This window comes from Aminobacter sp. UC22_36, assembly GCF_044056035.1.
Classification (GTDB): domain Bacteria; phylum Pseudomonadota; class Alphaproteobacteria; order Rhizobiales; family Rhizobiaceae; genus Aminobacter.
In genome coordinates this window covers 2282063-2296305 of record NZ_CP171996.1, presented here as the reverse complement: position 1 = coordinate 2296305, position 14243 = coordinate 2282063, and the positions used below count along the sequence as shown (strand labels likewise).

Sequence of the window (14243 nt, the reverse complement as noted above, 5' to 3'; positions counted from 1 at the left end):
GCCGACCGACGCCGCCTTGGCGTGCGGCCAGCCCCAGCATGAGGACGCGTCATCGGCGCGCCGCCTGCACGCCAGCCCTCAGATGCCGGACCCGTCCAGCTGTTCCTCGTCCTCGCCTTCCCAGGGCGTGGGCATCTCCGGAGAATTCTTGCTCAGGTTGGCTTTCGGCAGCGGCATCCAGCATTTCAGCTCCGGATCGGCATAGCCGATGATGCAACCCGGATAGGAATCCCCGGCGCGCCAGCCTTCGATGCCAAATGCATCGGGCCGGGCCCAATAGGCCACGTCGACCTCCGCCGGCCCCTGTTCGGACGGCCGCACGGTGACCAGGATCCGGCTTCCGTCCCTTGGCGCGCTCGCCATGCTTCGCCACCGGTCTGAATCGTCCATTCCGCGTCCTCCTCTGCCCTGATGCGGCCGCAGCCATTTAGACGACGGCAGGATCAGTGTTGCGTCGTTCGGCGATGACGTCCAGCGGCAAGTTCGAGCCAAGCCCAATGGTAGGTGAATTCCGTCGCAGTCTGGCGCAGTCGCCATCCGGCGCTGAGCCATGACATCTGCCGCCGCTGCGGCAACCATGAGAGCTCGGCACACCGTGGAGAAAAGCGCATGGGCGATTGGACACTCTCCGAAACGGTCTCGACGAGCGCCGGCCGCATAAGCGCCGGCCACGCCGGCGATGGCCCCGATCTCGTGCTCGCGCATGGCTGGCCTTGGTCGTCCTTCTCCTGGCACCGGATCATCCCTGATCTGGCGCGGCGATACCGAGTGCACTGGTACGACATGCCAGGCTACGGGCAATCGGACAAAGCCGCCGCGCAGCGGACTTCGCTCGATGTCCAGGGCGAGATTTTCGCCGAGATGCTCGCGCACTGGCGGCTCGTGCGCCCGTCAGTCATTGCCCACGACTTCGGTGGCGCCACCACCTTGCGAGCGCATCTTCTGCTTGGCTGCGACTACGACCGCTACGTCTTGATGAACGTCGTGGCGATGCGTCCCTGGGGCTCGGCATTCTTCGATCACATGGGCAGGCATGTCGAGGCCTTCCAGGGTCTGCCCGCCCACATCCACCGGGCGCTGGTGGAGGCCTACATCAGGGGCGCACTGGTCGGCGCTGTCGCCGACGACGACATCTACGGCCTGGTCGAGCCATGGTTGACGGACGACGGAGCCGCCAGCTTTTACAGGCAGTTTGCCCAGGCCGACGAGCGTTACACGGCGGAGATAGAACCCCTGTTCGGAAAGGTGCGCTGCCCGGTGACGATCATCTGGGGAGAAGACGATCCCTGGATCCCGCTTGAGCGGGCGAAGGCCCTTCACGCGCTTATGCCGCAGGCAGGTTTCGAAACGATCCCCGATGTCGGCCACATGCCACAGCTGGAAGCGCCGAAACGTTTACTGGCGAGCCTGGAAAGCTTTCTCTAACGGCTCCGCCGCGCCTATTCCTATCGGGGAATTCGTCAGGCCGTGCCGAATGGCGTGGGTTTCGAGAACCGGAGCGGAGCGGACAACAAGTCCGTGAGCACCGGAAGCGGAGAAAGCCACGTCAGGCGGCCGGCATTACGAGTTCAGCGATAGGATTTCACGCGCAAACGCGGTTGCGGCCCTGCCGCTTGGCTTCATAGAGCTGCTTGTCGGCGCGGCGATAGAACTCTTCGGCGGTTTCCTCGCGGTCCCACAAAGCGAGGCCGAAGCTCGACGTCACATTGAGCTGCGCGCCGCCCGTCTCGATCGCCATGCCGGCGATCGCCTTGCGCATGCGTTCGGCAAAGCGCTGCAAAAGCTCGATGTCCATGTTGGGTGCAACGATGGCGAACTCCTCGCCGCCGAGGCGCGCCACCACGTCGTGATAGCGCGTCATGCTCTTCAGGCACTTGGCGACCGAACGTAGAACCTCGTCGCCGGCGTCGTGGCCATAGGTGTCGTTGACCTGCTTGAAGTGGTCGAGGTCAAGGATCATCAGCCCGACCGGCCTGTCGATGCGGCGGAATTCGCCGAGATATTCCTTGAGCGCATCATCGAAATAGCGCCGGTTCTGCATGCCGGTCAGGCCGTCGGTGAGTGCTGCCTGCTCAAGGTTGCGCGAACGCTCGCTCAGCGACGCCGTCATCTCGCGCAACTCGCCGCCTTCCTTCACCTGGGTACGGATCTGCGGGAAGATGAAGAACGCGCCGTAGACCAGCGTGCCGCTCAACAGCAGCGCGATCATGAACAGCAGTCGCTCGACCGCCTCGACGCTCTGGAGCCAGCCGGGCGTATAAAGTGCCTCGGCCGCCCCCTGGATCTGGCTCCAGGCATAGAAAATCCCCAGCGCTGCCGACAAGATCAGCGCACTGAAGATGAAAAACGCCGCTTCAGCCCGGTGAAAGCGCATGATGATCCTAGTGGAACCCCAGCTGGCGTTATGTCATGCCGCGCCTTACGGACGGTTAATCCAGGTCTGCACTTCCTATGCATCAGCCCCCTCGGAAGTCCGCCCGGCCTCGCCGCCAATCCGTTGCCACTCCGGCCCGAACTGGTTGCGGAACCAGGTCGATTGCCGCTTGGAATATTGACGCGTTGCGATCTTGGCCCGCTCGATCGCCTCGTCAAAACTCATCTCGCCGGCCATCGCCGCCGCCAGTTCGCGCACGCCGATCGCCTTCATCGCCGGCAGGTCCGCCCCGATGCGCATCGCCGTGATCTCCTTGACCTCGTCCAGCGCGCCCAATTCGATCATCCTATCGAAGCGCTGGTCGATGCGCTTGATCAGCAGCTCGCGCTCCGGCTCGATGACGATGAAACGCGCCGTGGCGAGGTCGATCATCGGGTGGCCCTTGTCGGCCTGCCATTTCAGGATCGAGCGGCCCGATGCCTCCAGCACCTCCAGCGCACGCACGATGCGCTGGCCGTCGCTGGCCTTGAGCCGCATGGCGACTGTGCTGTCGACGCTCATCAGCACGCGGTGCAGCCTTGGCGCGCCTTCCTCGTTGAGGCGCCAGCGCCAGCGGTCGCGGATCTCGATGGGAATTTCGGGCATTTCCGAAATGCCTTCGGCCAGCGCCCGGAAATAGAGCCCGGTGCCACCGACAAAGATCGGTGACTTTTCGCCAAATATCCCGCTGTCGGCCAGCACGGCAACGTCGCGCAACCATGTGCCGGTCGAGTAGGCGGTCGCCGGAGAAACATGGCCGTAGAGGAAGTGACGCGCCCGCGCCAGGTCGTCGGTAGCAGGCCGCGCCGTCAGCACGTTGAGCACACCATAGACCTGCATCGAATCGGCATTGACGATGACCCCACCGTCGCGCTCGGCAAGCTTGAGCGCCAGCGCCGACTTGCCGCTGGCGGTCGGCCCGGCTATCAGGGTCGCGTTCTTGATGCGCCCCTCGCCAGTTCCGGAATTTTCGATGCCGCTGATCGCCACGCTGATTTCCCATCCGGACCGCGCTCTGCTGGCTCCGTCCCTTGCCGATAAGGCCTGCCGCGCCCTTGGCGCAAGCGCCATTGTGTGGCTGGCCGAGGCTGTCGCCTGCGACATCGCGCTGCCAACGGGACTTTCCGCCGACGACGCGCATGCGGCACTCGCCTCAGCCCTTGCCGGCGAGGCCATCGATTTCGCCGTCCAGGACAACGCTGAACGTAGGAAAAAGATCCTGATCGCTGACATGGATTCGACCATGATCGACCAGGAATGCATCGACGAGCTCGCCGACGAGATCGGCGTCAAGGATCGCGTCGCCGACATCACCGCCCGTTCGATGAACGGCGAGATCGCCTTCGAGCCGGCCCTGCGCGAGCGCGTGGCGCTTCTTGCCGGCCTCGATGCCTCGGTCATCGACAGCATCATCGACAGCAGGCTGACGCTGGCTTCCGGCGGTTTGACGCTGGTCCGCACCATGAAGGCGCATGGCGCTTACACGGCCCTTGTCTCGGGCGGCTTCGACGTCTTCACCTCGCGCATCGCGGCCAAATTCGGCTTCGACGAAAACCGCGCCAACCATCTGATCGAGGCCAATGGCCGCCTCACCGGCAAGGTCGCGGAGCCGATCCTCGGCCGCGCCGCCAAAGCGGACGCGCTGAACGAGATTTCCGCGCGCCTCGGCCTCACGGCGGCCGATGCCGTCGCGGTCGGCGACGGCGCCAACGATCTCGACATGATCCGCCTCGCCGGCTCGGGCGTAGCCCTGCACGCCAAGCCGTCGGTGGCCGCCGAGGCAAAAATCCGCATCGACAATGCCGACCTCACCGCCCTGCTCTACCTCCAGGGCTACAGCCACGCCGACTTTTCAAGATGAACCCGATCCGCACCGAACGTCTGATCCTGCGCAATTGGCAAGAACGCGACCGCGACCTCTTCCACCGCATCAATTCGGACGAGCAGGTGATGGAGTTCTTCGGCATGCGCCGCACCCGCGCGGAGAGCGACGCGCTGTTCGACAAACTGCGCGGCATCATCGACCACGACGGTTTTGGCTTTGCGGCGGCTGAAATCGCAGCAACAGGCGAATGCATCGGCTTTGTCGGCATCCTGCGCACCGACCTCGAGCCATTCATCCCCCAGGGCACGCTGGAAATCGGCTGGCGCCTCGCCCCGGAATATTGGGGCAAGGGCTACGTCACCGAGGCGGCGGCGGCCTGGCTCGCTTACGCCTTCGAGATCGTCGGCGAAAAAGAGGTTGTGTCCTTCGCGGTTTCGAACAACCACCGCTCCACAGCCGTCATGCAGCGGCTCGGCATGCAGCCGGATCCGTCCCGTGACTTCGACCATCCACGCGTTCCCGACACCCATCCGGAACTGAAGCGCCACGTTTTCTACCGGCTGTCACAAGCCGAATGGCAACAGAAAAAGGCGGCCAACTAGCCGCCTTTTTCTTATCTCTGAGGCTTGTCGGAGTTTCCGGACTCAATCCATCCGGATCGTCACGAACCTCAGCTCGCCGGTCTTGGACGCAAGCATCAACAGCGCGTTCTTGCGGCCCTGTTCCTTGAGGGCGGCGATCCGGTCCATCACCTCTTTTGGCGTCGACACCGATTCCTGGGCGATCTCGGTGATCACCTCGCCGGCAACGATGCCGCGTTCGGCCGCGGCCGAATCCTTGGCCACCGCTGTCACCACAGCGCCCGACACTTCGGCGGCGATGCCGAACTTGGCACGGGCGTCGTCGTTGAGCTCACCGATGGTCATGCCAAGGACGCTTGCGGCCGCAACCTCGGCGCCCTGGTCGGCACCTTCTTCCGGCTTGGCGTCCTCGCCTTCGGCCAGCTTCTCGCCATCCTCGAGCCTGCCGAGCGTCACCTTGACGGTCTGCTCGACGCCCTTGCGCACGATCACCACATCGACAGCCTTGCCGACAGGGCTTTCGGCGACGATGCGCGGCAGGTCGCGCATCTCGACGATGTCCTTGCCGTCGAACTTGATGACCACGTCGCCGGGCAGAATCTCGCCCTTGTCGACCGGCCCACCCTTGATGATGCCGGCAATCAGCGCACCCTTGGCGGTGGCCATGCCCAGGCTCTCGGCGATATCGTCGGTCACCGGCTGAATGCGCACGCCGAGCCAGCCGCGGCGGGTCTCGCCGAACTGTTTCAGCTGGTCGACCACCCCCGATGCGATCTCGGACGGAATCGAAAAGCCGATGCCGATCGAACCGCCCGACGGCGAGATGATCGCCGTGTTGATGCCGATGACCTCGCCTTCCATGTTGAACAGCGGTCCGCCCGAATTGCCGCGATTGATTGCGGCATCGGTCTGGATGAAGTCGTCATAGGGGCCGGAATTGATATCGCGATTGCGCGCCGAAATGATGCCGACGGTCACCGTGCCGCCAAGGCCGAACGGGTTGCCGATCGCCATCACCCAGTCGCCGATCCGCATCTTGTTGGAATCGCCGAACTTCACCGCCGTCAGCTTCTTGGCCTTGGCGTCGATCTTGAGAACGGCGATATCGGTCTTGGTGTCGGTACCGACCAGCTCGGCCTTGAGCTTCGAGCCGTCGGAAAAATTGACCTCGATCTCGTCGGCGTCGGCAATGACGTGGTTGTTGGTGACAACGATGCCTTGTTCGGCATCGACGACGAAGCCCGAGCCCAGCGACTGCACCTTCTGCGCGCCGCCATTGTTCTGGCCTTCGCGGTTCTTGAAGAACTCATCGAAGAAATCCTGGAATGGCGAGCCCTCGGGCAGCTGCGGCATCGGAACGGCGTTTTCGCCCTCCCCCCCACTGCCCTTGACGGTTTGCGAGGTCGAGATGTTGACGACAGCGCCGAGCAGGCCCTCGGCAAGGTTGGCGACCGAACTCGGGGCCTTGCGCCAGGGCTGGTGTGACGAAGGACGGTGCGACCGCGGCACCGATCATCAGCGCTGTGGTGGCGGCCAGAGAGGCCTTTCGCATGGCGCGCAAAAGGGGCGTGGAAATCATCAGGGAAGCCTCCCGGGGCTGTCAGGGCATTGATCGCGCCGGGCCGTCCGAACGCGAAGCGTCATGATGAAAACAAATAAGGCCTGTTTGCGGCCATTGCTACCGGCACGGAATAAATCGTCCGTTATCCCCGGATGAGCCAGACGATGCCGACGCCGATGACAATCGCGGCAAGGCCGACGATCCTGAGCAACGCTTCGGGCATTTCGGCTGCCTGGGCGGCCATCTTCTTGGCCGCGGAAGGAAAGCCGCCATAGACCAGGCCCTCGATGACGAGAACCAGGCCCATGGCGACGATAAAATCCCGCACTGCTTAGTTGCTGGCGGCGGGGGCGCCGGCGGCAGGCGCCGGCGTTGGCTTGTTGCTGTCCGGGCTGCGGAAGTAGCGGAAGAACTCCGATTCCGGCGACAGCACCATGGTCGTGCCGTCAGCATTCAACGCGGTGCCGTAAGCGCTCATCGAACGGTAGAAGTCGAAGAACTCGGGATCGCGGTTGAAGGCGTTGGCGAACACGGCGGAGCGCTGGGCTTCACCTTCACCGCGCAGGATTTCCGATTCCTTCTGCGCTTCTGCAACCGTCTCGACCACTTCGCGATCGGCACGGGCGCGGATACGCTGTGCCGCTTCGCGGCCGCGTGCCCTCAGCCTTTCGGCTTCGGCCAGACGTTCGGCCTTCATTCGGTCGAAGGTCTGCTGCGACACTTCCTGGGTGAGATCGGTACGGCGGATGCGGACATCCTGGATCTCGAGGCCAAGCGACGTCGCGTCCGGCTGCAACTGGTCGCGAACCTCGCGCATCATCGCAGCACGCTCTTCCGAGAGCGCCGATTCGAAGCCACGCACGCCGTAGACCCGGCGCAAGGCCGCGTCGAAACGGGTACGCAGCCGCTGTTCGGCCAGTTCCACGCTACCCGACACCGTCGAGCGGAACTTGCGTGCATCGTTGATGCGATAGGCGATGAAGGCATCGACGTCGTAGAACTTGCCGCCCGAAACCTGGACGCGGATGTCGTCGAGGTCGAGCCGCATGACGCGGTCCTCGATGACCTGCACGTTGTCGGCTTCGAACATCGAGAACGGCGCCTTGAAGTAGATGCCGGGCTGGGTCTTGACGTCGACGATCTCGCCGAAGCGCAGCACGATTGCCTGCTGGCGTTCGTTGACCACGAAGATCGACGACCAGATCAGGAACAGGATGATGGCGGCGAAGACGCCGAAGATGGGAAGACGATTGGACATTAGTTGCCTCCCGCCGCCGGAGCGCGCTTCTGCAGTTCAGGCAGTGGCAGATAGGGCACCACACCCTGGCCGCTGCCTTGCTCGACGATCACCTTGCCGGAGCCCTGAAGCACCTTTTCCATCGTTTCGAGATAGAGGCGCTTGCGGGTCACGTCGGGCGCCTTGGCATATTCGTCATAGACCGAGATGAAGCGCTGGGCCTCACCTTCGGCTTCCTGGACAACACGGTTCTTGTAGGCAGCCGCGTCTTCGCGGATCTGAGCCGCTTCACCGCGCGCCTGGCCGAGCTTCTGGTTGGAATACTGGTTGGATTCCTCAACGAAGCGGTCTTCGTCCTGTTCTGCACGCTGCACTTCGTCGAAGGCGTCGGCCACTTCCCGCGGCGGTGCGGCGTCCTCGATCGAAATCGCGTTGACCGAAAGGCCCGCGCCATATTCGTCGAGCGTTGCCTGGATGATGTCGCGCACGCCGGCGGCAATGCCCTGGCGGTCGTCGCGGAAGATGTCCTGCGCGGGCCGGCGTCCGACCACTTCGCGCATGGCGCTTTCGGCGATCTGGCGAACCATGATGTCAGGTTCGGAGACATTGAACAGATAGGCCTGCGGGTTCGAGACCTGATAGGCGACGGAGAACTTCACGTCGACAATGTTCTGGTCGCCCGAAAGCATCAGGCCCGACGACGTGTTGCCGCGGACTTCGCCGATGTCGACAAGCTTTTCAGCCGTATTGACCTTCTCGACGGTTTCGATCGGCCACCAATGGAAATGCAGACCCGGCTGCGACAATTCCTGCTTCGGCTTGCCGAAACGCAGTTCGACGGCGAGTTCGTCAGGCTGCACGGTGTAAACCGACTGGAATGCCCAAAACGCGATCAGGCCAGCGCCGATAAGGCCGAACAGCATGGCGCTCGAGCCACCGCCACCCGGAAGCGCGCGCTTCAGCTTGTCCTGGCCCCGGCGAATGATGTCCTCGAGATCGGGAGGCGAACCTTGCGGTCCGCTCGGGCGCGGTCCCTGGCCCCAGGGGCCACCACCACCGCCATTGCCGCCGCCGCCACCCCATGGGCCACCGCCGCCGCCTCCACTTTGATTGTTCCAGGGCATGAATGTCCTTTCAACTGCGAACTATGGCGGCCGCGCCTGAGACGGCCGCGCAATTACTGACACCATCTATAGGGATGCGAGCAAGCGCTTTCAACGCGATGAGCCGTAAGTGCCTCGAATTTCACTACATATGTATGAAGCTGCGCCCTCAATGCACGTCGCGGCGCTTCTCGTAAACCGTATAGCGTGTCGCATGGCTGTCTTTTTCGCCGGCAGGAAATTCCTCCAAGCTTTTGACCGCCCAGATATACGGATCGATCGCGGGAAAGCGTGTGTCGCCGTCGGGCGATGCCATGACATGGGTGACATGCAGCCGGTCGGCCAAGGGCAGTGCCTGGCGATAGATCTCGCCACCGCCGATCACGCAGATTTCACCGACGCCGGGCATGCAGCGGCCCTTGGCGGTCGCCAAAATGATGGCGTCCTCGACCGACTGCACAGTTTCAGCGCCGTCGGCCCGGTATGCCGGGTCGCGGGTGATCACGATGTTGAGCCGGCCAGGAAGCGGTCTCTTCGGAAAGCTCTCCCAGGTCTTGCGCCCCATGACGATCGGCTTGCCCATCGTGTCGGCCTTGAAGCGCTGCATGTCCGTCGACAGCTTCCACGGCAGCCCGTTGTCGCGCCCGATCACGCCGTTTTCGGCAATCGCCACGTAGATCGCTACATCCATCTGCTGTCGCCTCTCGCAACCACTTCCGCCTCGCAGGGATCGTCACCAAAATATGGCGTACAACTGGCTGCACCGCACTGATTCCATTTTATTTTATCGCCAGCTCTTAGTCCATATTCGGGAAGATACCGCCAGATTGCTGCCGACAAGACACAACAACCATACCAAAGCGTATTGGCGCGGCCAGGCGCCCGTAATCTCACCATGCCATCTTGTATTGGGCGGTGGCCGCCGTCGAAACGTGAGGTGTTCTCGATATGCTTCGGACCGCGATCCTGTCGAGCCTGCTCGCGTCGTTCGCGACGGCGGCCTGCACCCTTGCCGCCTTGCCCCCCGCCATCGCCGCGGAAAAGGCGGTTCAGGCCGAAAAGAACCCTCCGGGCGATATCCCTGACAGTCAGGTCTTCATCGACTACAGCTCCAAGGACGGGTACACGCTCAAGGTGCCTGAGGGCTGGGCGCGAACCGACATGCCGACCGGGGCGCGTTTTGTCGACAAGCTCGACGGTGTCGTAGTCACGCTATCCGATACCGACGTGCAGCCCACGGTCGCCAGCGTGCGCACAGATTATCTGCCCCAGATGGAAAAGCAGGAACGCGCGGTGAAGATCGATGGCGTCAAGCCGGTCAAGCTGCCGGCAGGCAATGTCATTCGCATTGACTACAGTTCGAACTCGGAGCCCAACCAGGTGACCTCCAAACAGGTCCGCCTCGAAAACCAGCGTTACCTCTATTTCAGGGCAGGCAAGCTCATCGCGCTCGAGCTTTACGCACCGCTCGGCGCCGACAATGTCGACCAGTGGAAGCTGATGTCGGAATCGTTCCAGTGGCGCTGAGATGAGCATCCTTGCAGCGCACGAACTCTACCGCTTCTACCATCTCGGCAACGACGAAACGGCCGCGCTGCGCGGCATCAGCCTGACTGTGTCGGCAGGCGAGATGGTTTCGGTGGTCGGTCCATCGGGCAGCGGAAAATCGACGCTTCTGGCCTGCCTCACCGGTCTCGACGAGCCTGACGGTGGCTACGTCACGATCGGCGACCAGCGCTTGACGCGCCGGCCGGAAGCCGAGCGTGCGACGATCAGAGCAGCAAATTTCGGCATCCTGTTGCAGTCCGGCAATCTCTTCCAGCACCTGAGTGTCCGGGAAAACATCTGGCTGTCGATGCTTCTGGCAAACAAGAGAGATCAGCGGCGGCTCGACGAGCTGCTGCAGGCGGTCGGACTTTCGGAGCGTGCACGAAGCTATCCGTCGCAACTCTCAGGCGGTGAAACCGCCCGCGCGGGCCTTGCGGCGGCACTCGCTGCCGATCCACCTCTGCTGATCGCCGACGAACCGACGGCGGAGATCGACCGGGACGCCGAGCAGCGCCTGCTCGAGCATTTCGAGGCTAGGCGGGTGGCCGGCAAGGCGACACTGATCGCGACACATAGTGCGGCACTTGCCGCGCGCGCCGACCGTGTCATCCGGCTTGCCGATGGGCGGATCGACAATGGTTGACCCGCTCGTCGTCGCATCCGGCATCTCCAGACGCTTCGCCGACGGCGCGCGTGACAAGCTTTTGGTTCTTGATGATATCAGCTGCCGGATCGATGCAGGCGACCGCATCGCGCTCGTCGGTGCCTCGGGCAGCGGCAAGACGACGCTGCTGCATCTATTGGGTGGGCTCGACTCGCCATCAACCGGCACCATCATGTGGCCGGCACTCGGCCCTCGCGAGGCGCTGCGGCCTGGCAAGTTGGCGTTCGTGTTCCAGACGCCCAGCCTGTTTCCGGCACTGACGGTCTTGCAGAATGTCGGCCTGCCGCTGGTCCTGATGGAAAGCAGCGACGATGTCGATGCCAAGGCGGCTTCGGTGCTTCAACGGCTCGAGCTGTCGGAGCTAGCCCAAAAGCTGCCCGAAGAGCTTTCCGGTGGTCAGGCCCAACGGGTCGCCATGGCGCGCGCGCTCGTCACCGGCCCACGCCTGGTGCTCGCCGATGAGCCGACCGGCCAGCTCGACAGTGCCACCGCACAGCATTTCATCGATCTCACCGTGGATTTCATCCGCAACGCCCGTGCCGCGCTGATCATTGCCACCCATGACGAGGCGGTGGCGGAACGCATGAGCCTGCGCTGGGAGATCAATCGTGGCCGGCTTTCGCATCCCGCTGAGCCACAACGGAGGCGCGCGTGAACCGCCTCTGGCTTGTTGGCCTCCTGCGCCGGCGTTACGGACGCCTTTTAGGTGTTGCGGCAGGCATCGCGGTAACCGTCGCGCTGCTTGCCGCTTTGTCGACCTTCCTTGCTCAAAGCAGCAGCTCGATGACGCGCCGCGCGGCATCTGGCGTGCCGATCGACTGGCAGGTCGAGGCGGTGCCCGGCGCCGATCACGCCGCGATCCGCGACGCCGTTGGTAAATCCGCCCCTGTCTCTGCCATGAGACAGGTACTTTATGCCGGCATGGACCGGCTCGAAGCCAGCACCAGCGGTACGGTACAAACGACCGGCCCCGGCAAGGTGATCGCCTTCGACGAAGGCTACCTCACGGATTTTCCGCAAGAAGTCCGGCTGCTGTCTGGCAGCGCAAGCGGCGTGTTGGCCGCACAGCAGACAGCCGCCAACCTGCATGTCGTTCCCGGCGACGTTATCACCATACAGCCGGTGGGGCTGCCGCCGGTCACGGTCAGGCTCGATGGGGTAGTCGAGCTGCCCGATGCCGACGCGCTGTTTCAGGGCATAGGCCTGCCGCCGCAGGCAGCCCCGCAGGCGCCGCCCGACAATGTGCTCATCCTGCCGGTCGCCGAGTGGCAGCGGATATTTGCGCCGCAGCAGGCGGTGCGGCCCGATACGACGCGCACGCAGCTTCACGTCAAGCTGGACCATGGCCATCTGCCCACGAGCCCGGCCGACGCATGGACAATGGTGACAGGTGCCGCCCGAAACCTTGAAGCCGCTGTGGCAGGACAGGCGCTGGTGGCCAACAATCTTGGCGCGCGCCTCGATGCGGTACGCGGCGATTCGCTATACGCGGCTGTGCTGTTCTTGTTTCTCGGCGTGCCCGGCATAGCTCTTGCCTGCCTGTTGACCTTCGCGGTTGCCTCGGCCGGCGCGGGTCACCGCCGGGCGGAACAGGCCCTGCTCAGGGTGCGTGGGGCAAGCGTGCGCCGCATCCTGTTGCTCACCTCGGCCGAAGCGCTGCTGGTTGCGGCGGTCGGGATAACGCTCGGTCTGGTCATGGCACAACTTTTCGCGAGGCTGCGCTTTGACGGAGACGCCCGGCTCGGCGTTTCGGCCGTTGGGCTGTCGGTCGCGGTCGGCCTCCTGCTCGCACTCGCTGCCTTCCTCTATCCAGCCTGGCGCGACAGCCACGGCCTGAGCGTCAGTGCGTCGCGGCGCACCGTCGGGCGCGCAGGCACCCCGCTGTGGCAACGCCTTTGGCTCGATGTCGTGCTGCTTGCCGGCGCGCTGTTGTTTTTCTGGCAGTCAGCCGGCACCGGCTACCAGGTCGTGCTGGCGCCCGAGGGCGTCGCCGCCACTTCGGTCGACTATAACGCCTTCATCGCGCCTGCCCTGTTCTGGATCGGCTCGGCGCTGCTGGCGATCCGCATCTCGGCGCGGATCATCGGCGGTAATGGCGCAGTGCTGAAACGTCTGCTTCGACCGGTGGCGGGCAAGCTTTCGACTGTCGTAGCGGCAGCTCTTTCGCATCAGTCGAGGCGGATCACCTATGGCATCGCGATGACCGCACTTGCCATCTCCTTTGCCGTCTCGACAGCGATTTTCAACACCACCTACAACGCCCAGGCCCGCGTCGACGCCGAACTGACCAACGGTTCCGATGTCACCATCTTCGGCACCGCCCCCAACCCCGCCGGCGCCAGGCTTGCGCAGCTCGCCGCGCTGCCCAACGTGGTCGCTGTCGCCCCGATGCAGCACCGTTTTGCCTATGTCGGCGCCGACCTGCAGGATCTCTACGGCATCGACCCGGTGGCTATCGACGACGCGACCGATTTCCCCGACGCCTATTTCGCCGGTGGCAAGGCGGCTAACATGCTTGCCACCCTTGCCGAAACGCCGAATGGCGTTCTTGTGTCGCAAGAAACCGTACAGGATTTCCAGCTCTCGCTCGGCGACACGATCAAGCTGCGGTTGCTGAACACCGCCGACCATCAGTATCATCCAGTGCCATTCATCTTCATCGGCGTGACGCGCGAGTTCCCCACCGCACCGAAGGACTCGTTCCTCGTCGCCAATGCCGCCTATATCGCCAGGATGACCGGCTCGGACACCAGCGAATATGTGCTGATGCGGGCGAAAGGCGATCCAACGGCCCTCGCCCGCGCCGCCTCGGCAGCACTGGCCGACGATCCGGCGTTACAGGTCAAGGATGTCGGTTCGGCCGCCCATATCATCGGCTCCAGCCTGACCGCGGTCGATCTGTCCGGCCTCACCGCGATCGAACTCGCCTTCGCGCTTGGCATGGCGGTTGCGGCCGCCGGCCTGATGCTCGGGCTCGGCTTCCTCGACCGGCGTCGCAGTTTCGCGATCCTGTCGGCAATCGGGGCAAAACCGCATCAGCTGGCGGCATTCCTGTGGGGCGAAGGCCTTTTGGTGGCTGCTGGCGGGCTCGTATTCGGCCTGCTCTCCGGCCTCACGATTGCCTGGATGCTGGTCAAGCTGCTGACCGGCGTCTTCGACCCGGCACCGGAAGCCTTGGCTATCCCGGCAACCTATCTGGCATTGGTGCTGGTGCTATTGCTGGCATCGATTGCCGCAGCCGTTCTGTTGACCCGCAACGTCGGTCAGGCCAAGGCGACGGAACTGCTGCGCGACCTCTAAGAGGCTTGCCT

General features: G+C 63.8%; 14 protein-coding genes and 1 pseudogene. 7 read left to right on the top strand and 8 right to left on the bottom strand.

All coding sequences use genetic code 11. The features are described from left to right. Positions 1-78: 78 nt before the first annotated feature. A complete protein-coding gene (locus ACHMW7_RS14410; protein ID WP_395450880.1) occupies positions 79-390 on the bottom strand; it encodes a hypothetical protein in 312 nt (103 codons plus the stop codon). Positions 391-609: 219 nt separating this feature from the next. Here ACHMW7_RS14410 and ACHMW7_RS14405 point away from each other — a divergent pair, with 219 nt between their 5' ends. Then, positions 610-1425, top strand: coding sequence for an alpha/beta fold hydrolase (locus ACHMW7_RS14405; protein ID WP_395450879.1), 816 nt, complete (start codon positions 610-612; stop codon positions 1423-1425). Between the two features lie 157 nt (positions 1426-1582). On the opposite strand, the gene ACHMW7_RS14400 is transcribed toward ACHMW7_RS14405, so the two are convergent. Both ACHMW7_RS14400 and miaA read right to left on the bottom strand, forming a co-directional pair. After that, positions 1583-2374, bottom strand: a complete 792-nt coding sequence (locus ACHMW7_RS14400; protein ID WP_395450878.1) for a GGDEF domain-containing protein — start codon at positions 2372-2374, stop codon at positions 1583-1585. A 75-nt stretch (positions 2375-2449) separates the two neighbouring features. Beyond that, positions 2450-3397, bottom strand: a complete 948-nt coding sequence (miaA, locus tag ACHMW7_RS14395; protein WP_395451328.1) for a tRNA (adenosine(37)-N6)-dimethylallyltransferase MiaA — start codon at positions 3395-3397, stop codon at positions 2450-2452. Between miaA and serB the strand changes: the two genes are divergently transcribed. Then, positions 3387-4274, top strand: a complete 888-nt coding sequence (gene serB / locus ACHMW7_RS14390) for a phosphoserine phosphatase SerB (RefSeq protein ID WP_395450877.1) — start codon at positions 3387-3389, stop codon at positions 4272-4274. The genes miaA and serB overlap by 11 nt on opposite strands. Further along, positions 4271-4840, top strand: a complete 570-nt coding sequence (locus ACHMW7_RS14385) for a GNAT family N-acetyltransferase (protein ID WP_395450876.1) — start codon at positions 4271-4273, stop codon at positions 4838-4840. The genes serB and ACHMW7_RS14385 overlap by 4 nt, the downstream gene beginning before the upstream one ends. A 42-nt stretch (positions 4841-4882) precedes the next feature. Here ACHMW7_RS14385 and ACHMW7_RS14380 read toward each other — a convergent pair. The 5 genes and pseudogenes from ACHMW7_RS14380 to ACHMW7_RS14360 form a co-directional block, all read right to left on the bottom strand. Beyond that, positions 4883-6398, bottom strand: a pseudogene (locus ACHMW7_RS14380) (DegQ family serine endoprotease). A 124-nt stretch (positions 6399-6522) separates the two neighbouring features. Further along, positions 6523-6708: a DUF2065 domain-containing protein gene (locus tag ACHMW7_RS14375; protein WP_395450875.1), complete on the bottom strand. Its 186-nt coding sequence runs from the start codon at positions 6706-6708 to the stop codon at positions 6523-6525. A 3-nt stretch (positions 6709-6711) separates the two neighbouring features. Further along, positions 6712-7638 carry a protease modulator HflC gene (gene hflC, locus ACHMW7_RS14370; RefSeq protein ID WP_395450874.1) on the bottom strand — a complete coding sequence of 309 codons (927 nt, stop codon included), beginning with the start codon at positions 7636-7638 and terminating at the stop codon, positions 6712-6714. Then, positions 7638-8741: an FtsH protease activity modulator HflK gene (gene hflK / locus ACHMW7_RS14365; protein ID WP_395450873.1), complete on the bottom strand. Its 1104-nt coding sequence runs from the start codon at positions 8739-8741 to the stop codon at positions 7638-7640. Before hflK ends, hflC begins: the two co-directional genes overlap by 1 nt. A 148-nt stretch (positions 8742-8889) precedes the next feature. Further along, on the bottom strand, positions 8890-9411 hold the full coding sequence (locus ACHMW7_RS14360; protein ID WP_395450872.1) for a dihydrofolate reductase: 522 nt from the start codon (positions 9409-9411) through the stop codon (positions 8890-8892). Between the two features lie 257 nt (positions 9412-9668). On the opposite strand from ACHMW7_RS14360, the gene ACHMW7_RS14355 reads away from it, so the two are divergent. Genes ACHMW7_RS14355 through ACHMW7_RS14340 form a run of 4 tightly spaced genes read left to right on the top strand, consistent with a single transcriptional unit; the run spans position 9669 to position 14232 of the window. Beyond that, the gene (locus ACHMW7_RS14355) at positions 9669-10247 is read left to right on the top strand and encodes a hypothetical protein (protein ID WP_395450871.1); all 579 of its coding nucleotides are present in this window, start codon (positions 9669-9671) and stop codon (positions 10245-10247) included. 1 nt (position 10248) lies between these two features. Continuing rightward, positions 10249-10911, top strand: coding sequence for an ABC transporter ATP-binding protein (locus tag ACHMW7_RS14350; RefSeq protein ID WP_395450870.1), 663 nt, complete (start codon positions 10249-10251; stop codon positions 10909-10911). After that, on the top strand, positions 10904-11587 hold the full coding sequence (locus ACHMW7_RS14345) for an ABC transporter ATP-binding protein (RefSeq protein ID WP_395450869.1): 684 nt from the start codon (positions 10904-10906) through the stop codon (positions 11585-11587). Before ACHMW7_RS14350 ends, ACHMW7_RS14345 begins: the two co-directional genes overlap by 8 nt. After that, positions 11584-14232 (top strand): ABC transporter permease, encoded by a 2649-nt coding sequence (locus ACHMW7_RS14340; RefSeq protein ID WP_395450868.1) that lies wholly within the window; start codon positions 11584-11586, stop codon positions 14230-14232. Before ACHMW7_RS14345 ends, ACHMW7_RS14340 begins: the two co-directional genes overlap by 4 nt. Positions 14233-14243 lie beyond the last annotated feature (11 nt).

Bases quoted from the DNA above. Each gene is read 5' to 3' on its own strand.
- ACHMW7_RS14360 (WP_395450872.1), bottom strand. From the start codon at position 9,411: ATGGATGTAGCGATCTACGTGGCGATTGCCGAAAACGGCGTGATCGGG.
- hflC (WP_395450874.1), bottom strand. From the start codon at position 7,638: ATGTCCAATCGTCTTCCCATCTTCGGCGTCTTCGCCGCCATCATCCTG.
- ACHMW7_RS14385 (WP_395450876.1), top strand. From the start codon at position 4,271: ATGAACCCGATCCGCACCGAACGTCTGATCCTGCGCAATTGGCAAGAA.
- ACHMW7_RS14350 (WP_395450870.1), top strand. From the start codon at position 10,249: ATGAGCATCCTTGCAGCGCACGAACTCTACCGCTTCTACCATCTCGGC.
- ACHMW7_RS14355 (WP_395450871.1), top strand. From the start codon at position 9,669: ATGCTTCGGACCGCGATCCTGTCGAGCCTGCTCGCGTCGTTCGCGACG.
- ACHMW7_RS14405 (WP_395450879.1), top strand. From the start codon at position 610: ATGGGCGATTGGACACTCTCCGAAACGGTCTCGACGAGCGCCGGCCGC.
- hflK (WP_395450873.1), bottom strand. From the start codon at position 8,741: ATGCCCTGGAACAATCAAAGTGGAGGCGGCGGCGGTGGCCCATGGGGT.
- ACHMW7_RS14400 (WP_395450878.1), bottom strand. From the start codon at position 2,374: ATGCGCTTTCACCGGGCTGAAGCGGCGTTTTTCATCTTCAGTGCGCTG.
- ACHMW7_RS14345 (WP_395450869.1), top strand. From the start codon at position 10,904: ATGGTTGACCCGCTCGTCGTCGCATCCGGCATCTCCAGACGCTTCGCC.
- serB (WP_395450877.1), top strand. From the start codon at position 3,387: ATGCCGCTGATCGCCACGCTGATTTCCCATCCGGACCGCGCTCTGCTG.
- ACHMW7_RS14410 (WP_395450880.1), bottom strand. From the start codon at position 390: ATGGACGATTCAGACCGGTGGCGAAGCATGGCGAGCGCGCCAAGGGAC.